Origin of the sequence: Polaromonas sp. C04, assembly GCF_002002705.1 — a bacterium.
In the GTDB taxonomy this organism is placed as follows: Bacteria; Pseudomonadota; Gammaproteobacteria; order Burkholderiales; family Burkholderiaceae_C; genus Rhodoferax_A.
On record NZ_MUNS01000013.1, the window covers coordinates 1 to 15,541 of the forward strand.

At 66.2% G+C, this 15,541-nt stretch carries 12 protein-coding genes; 7 read left to right on the plus strand and 5 right to left on the minus strand.

The features are described 5' to 3' along the window. Window positions 1-27 precede the first annotated feature (27 nt). From B0E49_RS00190 to B0E49_RS00220, 7 genes are read left to right on the plus strand one after another with little or no spacing between them, the layout of a single operon-like run. Entirely contained in the window at window positions 28-1,206 is a 1,179-nt protein-coding gene (locus tag B0E49_RS00190) for an acyl-CoA dehydrogenase family protein (RefSeq protein ID WP_077559961.1), read from the plus strand. A gap of 12 nt (window positions 1,207-1,218) precedes the next feature. After that, window positions 1,219-3,330, plus strand: a complete 2,112-nt coding sequence (locus tag B0E49_RS00195; protein ID WP_077559962.1) for an acetyl/propionyl/methylcrotonyl-CoA carboxylase subunit alpha — start codon at window positions 1,219-1,221, stop codon at window positions 3,328-3,330. Beyond that, window positions 3,327-4,496 (plus strand): acyl-CoA dehydrogenase family protein, encoded by a 1,170-nt coding sequence (locus B0E49_RS00200; protein WP_077559963.1) that lies wholly within the window; start codon window positions 3,327-3,329, stop codon window positions 4,494-4,496. The genes B0E49_RS00195 and B0E49_RS00200 overlap by 4 nt, the downstream gene beginning before the upstream one ends. A gap of 58 nt (window positions 4,497-4,554) precedes the next feature. Continuing rightward, window positions 4,555-6,150 carry a class I adenylate-forming enzyme family protein gene (locus B0E49_RS00205; protein ID WP_077559964.1) on the plus strand — a complete coding sequence of 532 codons (1,596 nt, stop codon included), beginning with the start codon at window positions 4,555-4,557 and terminating at the stop codon, window positions 6,148-6,150. 16 nt (window positions 6,151-6,166) lie between these two features. Further along, on the plus strand, window positions 6,167-6,946 hold the full coding sequence (locus B0E49_RS00210; protein ID WP_077559965.1) for an enoyl-CoA hydratase/isomerase family protein: 780 nt from the start codon (window positions 6,167-6,169) through the stop codon (window positions 6,944-6,946). A gap of 24 nt (window positions 6,947-6,970) precedes the next feature. Then, complete coding sequence (locus tag B0E49_RS00215; protein WP_077559966.1) at window positions 6,971-8,791, plus strand: acyclic terpene utilization AtuA family protein; 1,821 nt, start codon at window positions 6,971-6,973, stop codon at window positions 8,789-8,791. A gap of 15 nt (window positions 8,792-8,806) precedes the next feature. After that, complete coding sequence (locus tag B0E49_RS00220; RefSeq protein ID WP_502688685.1) at window positions 8,807-10,225, plus strand: chloride channel protein; 1,419 nt, start codon at window positions 8,807-8,809, stop codon at window positions 10,223-10,225. Here the strand turns inward: B0E49_RS00220 and B0E49_RS00225 are convergent, their stop codons facing one another. The 5 genes from B0E49_RS00225 to B0E49_RS20795 form a co-directional block, all read right to left on the minus strand. Then, the gene (locus B0E49_RS00225) at window positions 10,226-11,047 is read right to left on the minus strand and encodes an alpha/beta hydrolase (protein ID WP_077559968.1); all 822 of its coding nucleotides are present in this window, start codon (window positions 11,045-11,047) and stop codon (window positions 10,226-10,228) included. It abuts the gene before it with no gap. Window positions 11,048-11,126: 79 nt separating this feature from the next. Then, a complete protein-coding gene (locus B0E49_RS00230) occupies window positions 11,127-11,954 on the minus strand; it encodes a proteasome-type protease (protein ID WP_077559969.1) in 828 nt (275 codons plus the stop codon). Window positions 11,955-12,041: 87 nt separating this feature from the next. Continuing rightward, window positions 12,042-12,395, minus strand: a complete 354-nt coding sequence (locus tag B0E49_RS00235; RefSeq protein WP_077559970.1) for a HepT-like ribonuclease domain-containing protein — start codon at window positions 12,393-12,395, stop codon at window positions 12,042-12,044. Beyond that, window positions 12,392-12,682, minus strand: coding sequence for a nucleotidyltransferase family protein (locus B0E49_RS00240; RefSeq protein WP_077559972.1), 291 nt, complete (start codon window positions 12,680-12,682; stop codon window positions 12,392-12,394). The genes B0E49_RS00235 and B0E49_RS00240 overlap by 4 nt, the downstream gene beginning before the upstream one ends. Before the next feature lie 75 nt (window positions 12,683-12,757). Beyond that, the coding region (locus tag B0E49_RS20795; RefSeq protein ID WP_077559971.1) for a class I SAM-dependent DNA methyltransferase at window positions 12,758-15,541 on the minus strand (2,784 nt) is incomplete at its 5' end.

Genomic DNA, 15,541 nt, shown 5'->3' on the forward strand with positions numbered 1-15,541 from the left:
CAGCCCCACCCACCCCGGAGACACACGATGCAATTCACGCACGAACACCGCGAAATCCAGAAAACCCTGCAGCGCTTCATCGAGCAGGAGATCAACCCTCATGTGGACGAATGGGAAGAGGCCGGCATCTTCCCCGCGCACGAGGTCTTCAAGAAGCTGGGCGATCTGGGCATGTTGGGCCTGACCAAGCCCGAGGCCTTTGGCGGCGCCGGGCTCGACTACTCCTACGGCCTGGCCATGGCCGAGGCACTGGGCCACACCACCTGTGGCGGCGTGCCCATGGCGATTGGCGTGCAGACCGACATGTGCACGCCTGCGCTGGCGCGCTTTGGCAGCGACGAGCTGCGCCGCGAGTTCCTCGCCCCGGCTATTCGCGGTGACATGGTGGGCTGCATCGGCGTCTCCGAGCCGGGCGCGGGCAGCGATGTGGCCGCGATCAAGAGCCATGCGCGCAAGGATGGCGACGACTATGTCATCAGCGGCCAGAAGATGTGGATCACCAACAGCCTGCAGGCCGACTGGATGTGCATGCTGGTCAACACCAGCGATGGCCCCGCGCACAAGAACAAGAGCCTGGTGATGGTGCCGATGCGCGACGGCCCCAATGGCAAGCTCACGAAGGGCATCGAGGTGGCGCAGAAGATTCGCAAGATTGGCATGCACAGCAGCGACACCGGGCTGATCTACTTCGACGAGGTGCGCGTGCCGCAGCGCAACCTGATCGGCCAGGAAGGCCAGGGCTTCATCTACCAGATGCAGCAGTTCCAGGAAGAGCGCCTGTGGGCGGGCGCCAGTTGCCTGGTGTCGCTGGACCAGTGCATCCGCGCCACCATCGAATGGGCGCAGGAACGCAAGATGTTCGGCGCCACGCTGGCCGACCAGCAATGGGTGCAGTTCAAGCTGGCCGAGCTGCAGACCGAAGTGGAGGCGCTGCGCGCGCTGACCTGGAGCGCCTGCGACCTCTATGTGCAGGGCCAGGACGTGCTGCAGCTGGCCAGCATGGCCAAGCTCAAGGCCGGGCGCCTGAACCGCACCGTGGCCGACACCTGCCTGCAGTTCTGGGGCGGCATGGGTTTCACCTGGGAGAACCGCGCCTCGCGCCTGTTCCGAGACGGCCGCCTGGGCTCGATCGGCGGCGGCGCCGACGAGGTCATGATGGGCATCATCGCCAAGACCATGGGCATCGCGAAGCGGCGCGGCGCCTGATTGAGCGCGCGCATGAAAAGAATCCTGATTGCGAACAGAGGCGAGATCGCCCGGCGCGTCATCCGCACGGCGCATGCCATGGGCATCGAGACCGTGGCCGTGTATTCGGAGCCCGACGCGCAGGCGCTGCATGTGCGCGAGGCTACACTGGCCTTTGCGCTGGGCGGCACCACCTCGGCCGAGAGTTATCTGCGCGTGGAGCGGCTGCTGGAGGCCGCGCGCGCCACAGGCGCCGACGCCATTCACCCCGGCTACGGCTTTCTGAGCGAGGACGCCCGCTTTGCCCAGGCCGTGCAGGATGCCGGCCTGTGCTGGATCGGGCCGCCGCCCGCCGCCATCCGCGCGCTGGGCAGCAAGTCTGCGGCCAAGGCGCTGGCCGCGGCGCAGGGCGTGCCCTGCCTGCCCGGCTACGCGGGCGAGGACCAGAGCGAAGAGCGCTTTGTGAGCGAGGCTGCGCGCGTCGGCTACCCCGTCATGGTCAAGGCCGTGGCGGGTGGCGGCGGGCGCGGCATGCGGCTGGTGAGCGAGGCCGGTCAACTGCCCGCTGCGCTGGCCAGCGCGCGCTCCGAGGCGCTGGCCGGCTTTGGCAATGGCGAGCTGCTGATCGAGCGCGCGCTCCTGCATCCGCGCCATGTCGAGGTGCAGGTGTTTGCCGACACGCACGGCCATTGCATCCACCTGGGCGAGCGCGACTGCTCCGTACAGCGGCGCCACCAGAAAATCATCGAGGAGAGCCCCAGCCCGGCGGTGGACGCCGCCCTGCGCGAGCGCATGGGCGCCTGCGCCGTGGCACTGGCCCAAGGCGCCGGCTACGTGGGTGCGGGCACGGTGGAGTTCCTGCTGGAGGGGGAAGACGTTTGGCCGCCGGGCCGCCCCAAGGCGAAACACGCCCCCTCGGGGGGCAGCGCAGTACGCGAAGTGACAAGCGTGGGGGCAAGTTTCTACCTGATGGAGATGAACACCCGGCTGCAGGTCGAGCACCCGGTGACCGAAGCGCTCACGGGGCTGGATCTCGTAGAGTGGCAGATCCGCGTGGCGCGCGGCGAGCCGCTGCCGCTGGCGCAGCACGAGGTGCGGCTGCAGGGCCACGCGATCGAGGTGCGCCTGTGCGCCGAGGACGAGCGCTTCACGCCGCACACGGGCCGCGTGCTGCACTTTGCCGTGCCCTTATCGACCGAATTCACCAGTGCGTTTGCCGTGGCGCCGCCGGGCGGGGACGGCCGCCCCACGCTGCGTTTCGACCACGCGATCGAGCGCGGCTCCGAGGTCACGCCGCACTACGACGCCATGCTGGGCAAGCTCATAGCTCACGCCGCCACGCGCGAGGCCGCCATCGATGCGCTGGTGCAGGCCCTCGGGCAGACCGAGTTGCTGGGCCTGCCGACGAATCGCGCCTTTCTGGCCGGGTGCCTGGACCATCCGCAGTTCCGCGCGGGGCAGGCGCCGATCTCCTTCCTCGCCGGCGAGGTCGATGCGGTGCGCGATGTGCTATTGAAAAAGGAGCTACTGGCGCAGAGCCAGTATGGGCTATCGGCCGTTTTGACTCAAAACCGGACTGATCTGGGCTTGCCCTGTTCTTTCCCGCGCCCGGTGCGCCTGCGGCATCGCGACACCACCATGTCGCTGGCCGTGCAGGCGCTGGGCGCCGGCCGCTGGCAGGTACAGCCTGCCGGCAGTGGTACGCCAGCCGCTCAGCCATTGCAGTTCACGGCCTTGCCGGATGGCGCCGTGCAGTGCGTGCAAGGCGGCGTGACGCAGCGCTTGCAAGTCGCTCACGCGGGGGGCCAACGCTGGCACCTGCAGGCGGGCCCGGTGGACTGGTGGCTGGACGATGTCTCGCTGCTGCCCGCTGCGCGTGCCGGTGCGGGCGCGGGCGCCACGGAGCTGCGCGCGCCCTTCAACGGCCGCGTGGTGAATGTGGCCGCCGTGGTGGGTCAGATGTTGGCCGCGGGCGACACGGCCGTGGTGATCGAATCGATGAAGCTGGAGCACAGCCTGGCCGGCGCAGCCGCCGCCACTGTGGCCGAGGTGCTGGTCAGCGCGGGCCAGCAGGTCGCGCCCGGCCAGGTGCTGGTGCGTTTTGCGGCGCCCATGCCAGCCGCCACGGGGGAGGCACGCGCATGACGCAGCCAGCAACATCCAGCGAACTCCAGGCCGACCGCGCGACACTGACCGACACGGTCGAGCGCTTTGCCCGCAGCGAGATCGCGCCCCACGTCACGGCATGGGACGAGGCCGGCGAATTCCCGCGCAGCCTGTACTTGCGCGCCGGCGAACTGGGCCTGCTCGGGCTGGGTTACCCCGAAGCCTATGGCGGCACGCCCGCGTCCTACGCCCTGCGCATGGACCTGTGGGTGGCGCTGTGCCACTTTGGTGCCAGCGGCGGCGTGCTGGCCAGCCTGATGTCGCACAACATTGGCCTGCCGCCGGTGCTGGCGTATGGCAGCGAGGCAGTGCGGCGCGAGGTGATTCCGCCCGTGCTGGCGGGCGAGCAGATTGCCGCGCTGGCCATTACCGAGCCCGGTGGCGGCTCCGACGTGGCGGCGCTGCGTACGACGGCGCGGCGCGACGGCGACGACTACGTGATCGATGGTGAAAAGGTCTTCATCACATCGGGCATGCGCGCCGACTGGATCACCGTGGCGGTGCGCACCAACGAAGCCCAAGCGAAGGGCGCCTCGGGTATCTCGATGCTGCTGGTGCCGGGCGCGAGCAGCGGCCTGTCGCGCACCCGGTTGGACAAGATGGGCTGGCTGTGCTCCGACACTGCGCACCTGCGCTTCGATGGCGTGCGCGTGCCGGCGCGCTACCTGCTGGGCGAGGAGGGCGCGGGCTTTCGCATCATCATGAGCAACTTCAACGGCGAGCGCTTCGGCATGGCCGCCGCCGCGCTGGGCTTTAGCCGCGCCTGCTTTGACGAGGCGCTCGCCTGGGCGCGCCAGCGCAAGACCTTTGGCACAGCGCTGGTGGGCCACCAGGCGGTGCGCCACAAGCTGGTGGACATGCAAATGCGCATCCATTCCACCGCCGCGTGGCTGGAGGCGCTGGCCACCCGCGCCGATGCAAGCGATACCAGTCCGGACTGGGTGGCGCAGGTCTGCGTGCTGAAGAACCACGCGACGCAGACCATGCAGTTTTGCGCCGACCAGGCGGTGCAGATCCTGGGCGGCATGGGCTTCATGCGCGGCACGGTGAGCGAGCGCATCTACCGCGAGGTCAAGGTCATGATGATCGGCGGCGGCGCCGAGGACATCATGAAGGACCTGGCCGCGCGCCAGTGGGGGCTGTGATGGCCGCTGCCGCAATGAAGTCTGTTTTTACGCCACTCAACTTCGAGGAGACCCAAAAATGATCGACATGCCCGTTTCAGCCGAGGCCCGGCGCATCCGCCGCATCGCCCTGGGCGATCTGGTGCACCGCACCGCACAAAAATACGGTGCGCACAACGCTGTGGTGGACGGTGACGTGCGCCTGTCCTACACCGAACTGAACGCGCGCAGCTCCCAGTTCGCGCACCACCTGCTGCAGAGCGTGGGCAGCGGCCGGCAGATCGGCATGCTGTGTGCCAATTCGGCCGACATGCTGGTGGCGATCAACGGCATCCACAAATCCGGCAACGTCTGGGTGCCCGTCAACATCAAGCTGGAACCGCCGGCCATCGACTACATCCTGCGCCACGCCGAGGTCAGCTGCGTGGTCGTTGACGAGGCCATTCGCGCGCAGCCGGGCATGGCGGGCGTGCTGGACGCGCTGGCCGTGCCGCTCGTCATGACGATGGCTGCGGCGGCGGCTGCCGGCGGCACTTCGCTGCAGCAGGCGCTGCTGGGGCGCGCCACCAGCCTGCCGGAGATCGACATCGACGGGCAGCAGCCCGCGCTCATCATGTACACCAGCGGCACCACCGGGCACCCGAAGGGTGTGGTGCATTCGCACGCTTCGGCCTACAGCGCCATCGTCGGCAACCTGTCTGATTTCGCAATGACGCCCGGCGACGTGCTGACCGGCTTGCTGCCGCTGTTCCATTGCGCGCAGCACGTGCTGGCCGCCAGCGCCTGCGCCGTCGGCGCCAGCGTGGTGCTGGCCCGCGCGTTCGTGCCCGGCGAGGTGGCGCGCCTGGTCACCACAGAGAAAGTGACGATGTTCGTGGGGCTGCCCATGATGTACGCGGCGCTGCTGGCCGACACCACGTATGCCACGCCCGACTACTCCGCCATGCGGCTGTGCATTTACGCCATGGCGCCGATGCCGCGCCCGCTGATCCAGAAAATCTGCGAAAAAATGACGGCCAACATCATGCTGGCCACGGGGCAGACCGAGGTTTACCCGGCCACCATGAGCTTTCGGCCCGTGGAGAACCCGCAGCGCGACGCCAACTACTGGGGCACCTGCGGCGTGGCCTGCGAAGCCGCCATCATGGACGATGCGGGCCGCCTGCTGCCGCCGGGCGAAGTCGGCGAGATCGTGCACCGGGGCCCGAACGTGATGCTGGGCTATTTCAAGGACCCGCAGGCCACTGCAGAGGCACAAAAATATGGCTGGCACCACACGGGCGACCTGGGCATGTTCGATGATGGTGGGCAGATGCTGTTCCTCGATCGCAAGAAAGACATGATCAAGACCGGTGGCGAGAACGTCGCCAGCGTCAAGGTCGAGGCCGTCATCCTGGCGCATCCGGATGTGGCCGCCGCGGCCGTGCTCGGGTTGCCGCATCCGCACTGGAGCGAGGCCGTGTGCGCCTTCGTCGTGCGCAAGCCCGGTGCCACCTGCGACGAGGCCGCCATCATCGAGCATTGCCGCCCCCGCCTGGGCAGTTTTGAAGTGCCCAAGGCGGTGCGCTTCGTGGCCGCACTGCCGGCCACGGCCACCGGCAAGATCCAGAAGAACCTGCTGCGCAAGGAGCATGCGCGGCTCTGGGACGGCGCCGCTGCGGGCACCGCCCCTTGACAGACAAGGAGAGACCATGAGCCAGGACAATCCACCCGAACTGCTTGAAGAGATGCGCGGCCCCGTCATGTGGCTGACCATCAACCGGGAAGACAAGCGCAACGCGATCAGCGCGGCGGTGCTCGCCGGCCTGTCCGACGCGCTGGCACGCGCGAACAAAGACCGTGACGTACGCGCCATCGTGATCACCGGGGCCGGCACGCGCGCCTTTTGTGCGGGGGCCGATCTGCAAAGCGGCCAGTTGTTCAAGTTCGATTACGCCGAGCCCCATGTCGGCTTTGCCAACCTGTTCAGGCAGGCGAAGCAGTCCACTGTGCCACTCGTCGCGCGCGTCAATGGCGCCTGCATGGCCGGTGGCATGGGCATCATGGGCATGTGCGACATGGTGGTGGCCAGCGACCAGGCCATCTTCGGCTTGCCCGAAGTCAAGGTCGGCCTGTTCCCGGCGCAGGTGCTGAGTGTGCTGGGCCACCTCATTCCGCGCCGTGTGCTGGCCGAGATGTGCCTGACCGGCGAGCCGCTCACCGCGACCCAGGCACTCGAATACTCCCTGATCAACTACGTGAGCGACGACTTGGATGGCAAGCTGCAGTGGCTGCTGGAGCGCATGCTGGACAAATCGCCCGCGGCGATTCGCCGGGGCCTGTACACCATGAAGAAGATCGAGGCCATGTCGTTCGAGGAGTCGATGGCCTTTACCGAGAGCCAGATCGGCCTGTTTGCACTGACCGAAGACGCCGCGGAGGGCCAGCTGGCCTTCCGCGAAAAGCGCAAGCCGGTGTGGACCGGCCATTGATTTCAGCTTCGCGAGGGACACCGAATGATTGAGCACAGCAAGCAGGCCGGCAAGGTGGTGCGCATCGGCGGCGCCTCCGGCTTCTGGGGCGACAGCAGCGTCGCCGCGCCCCAGCTGGTGGACAGCGGCCAGGTCGACTACCTGGTGTTCGACTACCTGGCGGAGTTGACCATGTCGATTCTGGCGGGTGCACGCCTGAAAAAGCCCGAACTGGGTTACGCCACCGACTTCGTCGGCGTGGCGATGAAGGCCGTGCTGCAGGGTGTGGTTGCCAAGGGCATCCGCGTGGTCAGCAACGCCGGTGGCGTGAACCCCGAGGGTTGCGCCGCCGCGCTGGCCGCGCTGGCGAAAGAGCAGGGCGTCGAGCTGAAGATCGCCGTGGTGACGGGTGACGACGTGATGCCGCTGCTGCCGGCGCTGCGCGCGTCGGGCCAGGTGCAGGAAATGCAAAGTGGCGCGAAGCTGCCTGACAAGGTGCTCACCGCCAATGCCTACCTCGGCGCATTGCCCGTCAAGGCGGCGCTGGACGCGGGTGCGCAGGTGGTCATCACCGGCCGCTGCGTGGACTCGGCCGTGACGCTCGGCGTGCTCATGCACGAGTTCGGCTGGGGCAGCAGCGACCATGACCTGCTCGCGGGCGGCAGCCTCGCGGGCCACATCCTTGAATGCGGCTGCCAGGCCACGGGCGGCCTGCACACCGACTGGGACATGGTGCCCGGCTGGGCCAACATGGGCTACCCCATCGCCGAGTGCCGCTTTGACGGCAGCTTCGTGGTGACCAAGCCTTTGGGGACCGGCGGCAAGGTCACGCCGGCCGTGGTCGCGGAGCAGATGCTGTACGAGATCGGCGACCCCGCCGCCTACCTCCTGCCCGACGTGATCTGCGACTTCACGCAGGTCACGCTGCAACAGGCCGGCGAGCACCGCGTTGAAGTGCGTGGCGCCCGCGGGCGGGCGCCGTCGGCCAGCTACAAGGTCTGCGCCACGCATGTGCAGGGCTTCAAGACCTCCGCCCAGCTCACCATCGTCGGCTTCGACGCGGTGGCCAAGGCGCGCCGCACGGCCGCGGCCATCATCGACCGCACCACGGCGCTGCTGGACAACGCCGGGCTCGGCCCCTACACCGCCACCCACATCGAAGTGCTGGGCGCCGAGTCCTGCTACGGCCCGCATGCCAGGGCGCTCCATACCCGTGAAGCCGTGCTGCGGCTCACCGCCACCCATGCGAGCCGGGAAGCGCTCGAATTGTTCGCGCGCGAAGTGGCGCCGGCCGGCACCTCCTGGGCGCCCGGCACCACGGGCGCGGGCGGCCGCGCCTCGGTATCGCCCTCGATCCGGCAGTATTCGTTTCTGCTGGACAAGGCACGGCTCGCGCCCGTGGTCGCGATCGATGGCCAAGTCATCGCGGTGGCCCAGCCGCCTGGTGAGTCCATCGCGGTTGCGGTGGTGCCGGCGGCGCCGTCTTGCGCCGATGCAGCCACAGAGGAGGGCGGCGTCGCCAGCGACACCCTCGAGGTGCCGCTGATCCGCCTGGCCTTCGGGCGCAGCGGCGACAAGGGTGACACCTCCAACATCGGCATCATTGCCCGAGAACCGCGCTTTCTGCCGGTACTGCGGGCGCAGCTCACCGAAGCGGCGGTGGCCGCCTGGCTGGCGCACCTGGTCAAGGGCACGGTGACGCGCTTTGAGGTGCCGGGCATTCAGGCCTTCAACTTCGTCTGCACCCAGGCGCTGGGCGGCGGCGGCATGGCCTCGATGCGTAACGACGCGCTGGGCAAGGGCATGGCGCAGATCCTGCTGTCCATGCCAGTGCAGGTACCGATTCCGCTTTTATCCGGAGCGTAGTGAATAATCGGGCCTGTGATATTGCCCCGTCTTCATCCTGCCCAGCTGTTCAGACTCGCCCGCAAAAACGCGCGCCGGGCCTGGCTGAACTACGGGTTTTTCTGGTTTGGCGCGGTGCTGGTGGGCCTGGTGGCGGTGCTGTTTGCACGCTGGGCCAACCAGGCACAGGACTGGTTTGTCCATGTGATTGCGGGGCGCGCCTGGCTGGCGCTGTTCATCACGCCGACGCTGACGGCCCTGTGCGTGTGGCTGACGCGCCAATTTTTTGTCGGCAGCGAGGGCAGCGGCATTCCGCAGGTGATTGCGGCCATGCACTCACCGCGGCGGCGGCAACTGATTCCAGGCCTGTTCGGGCTGCGCATCATCATCGGCAAGATTGGGGTCGGGCTGCTGGGCCTGGCTGGCGGCCTGACCATCGGGCGCGAGGGGCCGACCGTGCACATCGGTGCCTCGGTGATGTACGAAATGCGCCGCTTCTATCCGCGCGTCAGCCCACAGCTGGAGCGCAGCCTGCTGCTGGCCGGTGCCGCCGCCGGCCTGTCCGGCGCCTTCAACACGCCGCTGGCGGGGGTTGTCTTTGCCATCGAGGAGATCGCACGCAGCTTCGAGAGCCGTACCAACGGCACACTGATCACGGCCATCGTCGTCTCCGGGCTGGTCTCGGTGGCACTGGCCGGAAATTATCTGTATTTCGGCCAGATCAGCGCGTCCATCACGCCGTCGGCGTCGTTTGTCTTTCCGGTCGTCTTTGCATCGGTCCTGTGCGGCGCGGCCGGCGGCCTTTTCAATCTGCTGGTGCTGCGCCAGAAGCGCTGGATTCCGCAGCGCCTGCAGGGCATTCGCGCAACCCAGCCGCTGGTGTGGGGCGCTGGTCTGGGCCTTTTGATTGCCGTGATCGGCATTGCCAGCGGCGGCGAGACCTGGGGCAGCGGTTACGACCAGGCGCGTGCCCTGCTGATGGACCAGAAGGAAACGGTCGGCTATTTTTATCCACTGGCCAAACTGGGGACGATGGTGCTGACCTATATGGCCGGCACGCCAGCGGGCCTGTTTTCACCGTCGCTGTCGATCGGCGCCGGCTTTGGCCACGCGGCGTCCGCGCTGTTTCCGGGTGCATCCGCCTCGGCCGTCGTGGCGGTGTGCATGGTGGGTTATCTGGCGGCCGTGACGCAATCGCCGCTCACCTCCTTCATCATCGTGATGGAAATGATCAACGGGAGCAGCCTGCTGATTCCGCTGATGGCGACCGCACTCATCAGCAGCCGCGTTGCGAACTTCTTCACGCCGCCCCTGTATGACGCGCTGGCACACCAGAACTACGGCGCGTCGCCCGAAGAAGAGGTCGTGCCTGCCGAAAAAGATGCCGTGCTGGCCGTCGAGGATGCCGTGCTGCCCGACCGCACCGCCGCCGACGAAGAAGGCCCCGCGCGCTGATCAGGCTGGCGCCATGTTGCGCAGCGCGGCCTCGATCGCCGCCGCGCTGGCCAGCGGCTTTTCCATCGGGAACAGGTGGCTGCCGTCGAGCATCATGATGCGCCCGGGCGTGTCGCCCTGTGCGCCGACGATCTGCTCGGTCATGCTCATGCCGACCTGCTTCATCTCGGCGGACTGGCGGGCGCCGATGAACGCCACCGGGCACTTGAGCGGATGGCGTTTGATGAGCCCGTCGAGGTTGTCGGGCAGCGTGTTGTAGATCGCCGTCTCGACCGCGCGGTCGAAGCTCAGCACGCGCTTGCCGTCCTCCTCGTGCGTGCCGTGCGCAATGTAGTCCTGCAGCACCTGGGCATCCCACTTGGCAAAGGCCTTCTTGTGGTGGAAATATTCCAGTGCGGCCGCGGCATCGGGCCAGCTGTTGCGCCGCGTGCGGCTCACCTTTCCGGGCGAGACCGATTCCACCAGTTGCGTGCGTTTGACCACGCGCAGCGTATTCGCGCGCCAGCCGCCCAGGATCGGCGAGTCGATCAGCAGCACGCCGCGCGCCAGCGCGGGGTGGCGCGCCGCCGCCATCAGGCTCAGGAAGCCGCCGAGCGAATGCCCGACCAGAAACGCCGGTTCGCCGGCCTTGTCCACCTCGCGCTGCGCGAAGTCGGCCAACTGCTGCACCAGGTGCGGCCAGTTGTTGCTGACCGGGTATTTCGGGTCGTGGCCGAACTTCTCGACCGCCTTCACGCTGAAGCCGCGCGCGCGCAGGCTTTTGAACAGCACGCCGTAAGTGCCTGCAGGGAAGCTGTTGGCGTGGGAGAAGACGATCAGCATGGGGTTTTGATCAAGGATTTTGAACGGTTGAGGACAGAGCTTGCGCGCTTCGCGAAGCGTAGGTCTGTCCCGCAAGGTTTCAGATTAACTTCTCTTCGGGCGTGGTGATCTTCTTGAGCGGCTTGGCGTGGCTGGAGGACACCATCAAGGGCACGTCGGTGTGGCCGCCGTTCCACATCGGGTCCTCGATGCTGTCGAACACCTCGCGCAGCTTCTGGCCCCAGCTGCCGTGCATCATCCTGAAATACGGGTTGTTCTCGTCGATGCAGACCACCTTGTCGGTCTGGAAGCGGTCCGCCTCGTACACCACGAGGTCCAGCGGCAGGCCGACGGTCAGGTTCGACTTGAGCGTGGAGTCCATCGACACCAGTGCGCACTTGGCGGCCTCGTTCAGCGGCGTGTCGGGCGTGATCACGCGATCCAGCACCGGCTTGCCGTATTTGGACTCGCCCACCTGGAAGTAGGGCGTCTCGGGCGTGGCCTCGATGAAGTTGCCGGGCGAATACACCTGGAACAGCCGCATGCCCTCGCCCTTGATCTGGCCGCCAAAAATCAGCGACACATTGAAGTCCACGCCCGCCTTCTTCAGCGAGGCGCCGTCGCGCTCGTACACATGGCGCACCGCGGCACCGAGCACGCGCACCGCGTCGAACATGCTTTTAGCATTCCAGATCGTGATCGGCTCGCCCGTGTCGTGCTCCTTGAGCTGCTCGACCTGCAAAATCTCGCGCACCGATTGCGAAATGCTCAGGTTGCCGGCCGACAGCAGCACCATGAAGCGCTCGCCCGGCTTCTCGTAGACGATCATCTTGCGAAAGGTGCCGATCTGGTCCAGCCCCGCGTTGGTGCGCGAGTCCGAGAGAAACACCAGCCCGGCATTGAGTTTGAGGGCGACGCAGTAGGTCATGTGGGATAGTCTGAATAAAAGTGAATGCAGGGACGATGCGCACTGGCTGCGAATCAGAAGGCTTTTACGCGGCCAAGTCAGACGCGCTCATTTCATGGCTTCACGAATGGCCGGCAACTGTTCAATCAAACTGGGCAATGCCGTCTGGATTGTCTCCCAGACAGTATCAAGGTTGATCTCAAAGTGGCCGTGCGCGATGCGATTGCGCATGCCCTTCATGCTGCGCCACGGCACTTGTGGATACCGGTCTGCGAAAGCATCGTCATCCTTCAGGAGTTTGGTGGCTTCTTCGCCAATGAGGATGAGGTTCAGGATGACGGCTTGTTGCGTCCGCTTGTCAGCGAGGAATTCCTCTTTGGACATGCCCTGGGCATAGGCACAGGCCTGACGCGCGGCCTCCAGCATATGGTCAAGGTAGTCCGGCAAACGGCTTGGGGTCATACCGGGCGAGCCTCGGCAAGCACTTGGGCTCTGAACTTGACCGGCAAGTCGCCAGGCGTCAATAAATCCACGGGGACGCCCAGCAATGCTTCCAGTTCAACCTGAAGTCCACCGAGATCGAACAAGGTCGTGCCAGGCAGTGGGTCAACCAGCAAGTCGATGTCGCTGCCGTCCGCATCATCGCCACGCAACACTGAACCGAACACGCGCGGATTGACCGTGCGGAAGCGCGCGGCGGCTGCCCGTACCGCACTTCGTTTCAACTCCAGTGATGTGGATGGTTTCATGATGCCCACAAAGTAATCAGATGGGATGGTAGCCGAACAGGCTGCGCCATGCTGTTTTCAGGGCGTCTCGCTATGCTATGAACGGGTGCCCGAGCGCTCCAGGTTCAGCGCGAGCAGGCGCTTCAAAATTTCATCGTCGGGCATGGCGGGCGTGTAGTCGCTCCAGCCGTAGGCGGTGGCGACGGCTGCGTCGAGCTGCTGGTGCGCCATCGCGAGCCAGGCGGGGCGCTGGTTGTACAGGTTGGTGAGGGTGCGTTTTTGCAGCGCCTTGAGGTCGGCTTCGGCGAGGTCCGGTCTGGGCTCGATCCGGTCGGGGTAGGGCGATGTGCTCATGCCCAGCGGGATGACTTCGGGCACCTGCTGCGCCCACTCGGGCGGGTTGAGCCAGTTCTCGCGCAGGTCGCTTAGGCGCTTGGCGGCCTGGGCGATGGCGATGGCTGCGGTGCGCGGGGAAGGGTGCTCGGCGGTTTGTGGGCGAGGGTCCGGCGAGGATGGGGCGGACGCCGGGGGCTCATACGCTTCGCTTTTTAAAATCGCCCCCGACATCCGCCCCATCCTCGCCTCGCTGTGCTTTGGCGGGAGGTCGGCGGGGATCAGTGCGCCGCCTTCCACCGGTTCCGTGCGCTGGTGCGCCGTATCCAAGGGCGTGAGGCCGGCGGGGAAGGGGAAGGTTTCGAAGCAGGTGGTGGGGGTGTAGCGCGGCCGGTCTTCGAGCGAAGTGCCCATGCGCAGCGACCAGAGTTCGTGGAAGCGGCTGTGCAGGATGCCGAAGGTGGTGTCGTCGGCGCGGGCGATGACTACTACTTGAGAATCCGAGAGAACCTGTATTGGTTGCCACGAAAACAGTCTGTGTTTTGATACGCGTGCGGTTGCGAGATAGCGTGAGATGGGGAGTAGCGCTGCCTTCATTTCCGGCCGGGTTCTTTGCAAAAGCCACCACCGCTGGCCCGTTCTGCCCTCGCGGTTGCCTTCCCGTGTCGGACGGACCGCCACTTCACAATGACGCCAAGGCATTTCGAAGAGCGAGGCAGCAACGGCGTCCATTTCGTTGAAATCAATAATCCAAAGACCCTGTGGTCGTCGAGTGATGTCTAAACCGTTAATCCACGGGAAGAGAACTTCGGCGTTTGGGCGACTGTTTGGATTGGGCTGACATAACCATTCACGTGCAAGCGACACAGGGATATCAAATGGGCCGCCCTTTTGAGTACCGATAAAACTTGTCCCAGAAGCATTGATTGGCTTGGCTGTTGCCAAATCCACTGACTCTTTGCCGGCGCTCGCAGCCGTCAGGTCTGCCGTAATCAAGCTGGCAGTCGTTCCGTTCAATTTCGCACCCTGCATTGCATGCCCGAACGCCACCAGCGACACGCGCACCGCCGCGCCCTCGTTGACCCAGCCTTCGTCACTCCACGCCTCGAAGATGCGCGTCGTCTTGCAAATCGTGTCGAGCACGGTGCGGTTCTTGCCGCCGCGAATGGAGTTGGTGGCGACCAGGCCAGCGGCAGTGAGGCCGTCGCTCTCGATCGCCTGGCGTGCCTTCTCGAACCAGTAGCAAACCAGGTCTGCACCGCCGGGCACGCGGCCCTCATAGGTTTTGCGCAGGGTCTGCGTGTAGGCATCACCCAGTTCGCCGCGCATTTTCTTGTCACCCAAAAACGGCGGATTCCCAATCACCACATCCGCCCTGGGCCAGTTGGCTTCCGATACGCCGGAAGAAGCGGGGTCAGAGCCCGAGTTTCGCTGCGCGAAATCGCGATCCGACCCCGTTTCTTCCTCGGTCGTGGTGCCACCGCCAGTCTTCACCGCAGCGCCACCGCTCGGAGGTGCAGGCGGGGCGGATGTCGGGGGCGATTTCAAAAAGCGAAGCGTATGAGCCCCCGGCGTCCGCCCCGCCTGCGCCTCTGAGCCCCCGTCCCGCGCATCGACGCCCGCGTCCGATTCGAGCGCCGCAGAGCCCTCACCCCTGCCCTCTCCCAGAGGGAGAAAAGTCAGCAGCGCATCGCGGCACTCGATGTGGTCCAGCGGCTCCAGCACCGGGTTGGTCTTGAACTCGTAGCCGTGCGCCATGCGCCATTGCAGCTCGCCGATCCAGACCGTCACGCGCGCCAGTTCGGCGGCGTATTCGTTCAGCTCGATGCCCAGCACGTTGTGCGGGCCGGTGACCAGATCGGCCTCGCGGTCCAGGCCCAGCGCGGCGGCGTCCAGGTGGCTGCGGTGCTCGATGTCTTTCAGGCACTTCAGGCCGAGGAACAAGAAGTTGCCGCTGCCACAGGCCGGATCGAGCACCCGGTAGTTGGTGAGCTTGTCCAGCCACTCGATGAACCGGGCCTGCGCGGCGCGGTAGTTCTTGTCGCCTTTCTTGGTGCTTTTGGCCAGTATCCCTTGCAGGGCCTGCGCAGTTTGCTTCCAAATCTGTAGCAATGGGCGCTGCACCACGGACTCGACGATGCGCAGGATGGTGGCCGGGTCGGTGTAGTGCGCGCCGAGCTGGCTGCGCTTGGCGGGGTCAAGGCCGCGTTCGAACAGCGTGCCGAAGATCGACACGTCGATCGCGCTCCAGTTCAGCGCTGCGGCGTTGCGCAGCTCGGTCACGTCGACAATCTGCAGCCGCGGCACGTCAATCGTCTTGAACAGCCCGCCTTTGAACCAGGGGATGTCGTTCGCGCCGAACATGCCGCCGCTTTGCATCGCGGTGAACAGGTCGCTCAAACCTTGCGTGAGCTTGTCGCTGGTGATATGGCGGTTGTTCACGAGCCGCTCGAACATGCGCCCGGGCAGCAGGCCCACGTCTTCGGCGAAGAAGCAGAACAGGCATTGCGTCAGGAAGTGGGCGACCTGGTTGGCGCGCTGCTGCGG

Bases quoted from the DNA above. Each gene is read 5' to 3' on its own strand.
- B0E49_RS00190 (WP_077559961.1), top strand. From the start codon at position 28: ATGCAATTCACGCACGAACACCGCGAAATCCAGAAAACCCTGCAGCGC.
- B0E49_RS00215 (WP_077559966.1), top strand. From the start codon at position 6,971: ATGATTGAGCACAGCAAGCAGGCCGGCAAGGTGGTGCGCATCGGCGGC.
- B0E49_RS00210 (WP_077559965.1), top strand. From the start codon at position 6,167: ATGAGCCAGGACAATCCACCCGAACTGCTTGAAGAGATGCGCGGCCCC.
- B0E49_RS00240 (WP_077559972.1), bottom strand. From the start codon at position 12,682: ATGAAACCATCCACATCACTGGAGTTGAAACGAAGTGCGGTACGGGCA.
- B0E49_RS00225 (WP_077559968.1), bottom strand. From the start codon at position 11,047: ATGCTGATCGTCTTCTCCCACGCCAACAGCTTCCCTGCAGGCACTTAC.
- B0E49_RS00230 (WP_077559969.1), bottom strand. From the start codon at position 11,954: ATGACCTACTGCGTCGCCCTCAAACTCAATGCCGGGCTGGTGTTTCTC.
- B0E49_RS00195 (WP_077559962.1), top strand. From the start codon at position 1,219: ATGAAAAGAATCCTGATTGCGAACAGAGGCGAGATCGCCCGGCGCGTC.
- B0E49_RS00200 (WP_077559963.1), top strand. From the start codon at position 3,327: ATGACGCAGCCAGCAACATCCAGCGAACTCCAGGCCGACCGCGCGACA.
- B0E49_RS00235 (WP_077559970.1), bottom strand. From the start codon at position 12,395: ATGACCCCAAGCCGTTTGCCGGACTACCTTGACCATATGCTGGAGGCC.
- B0E49_RS00205 (WP_077559964.1), top strand. From the start codon at position 4,555: ATGATCGACATGCCCGTTTCAGCCGAGGCCCGGCGCATCCGCCGCATC.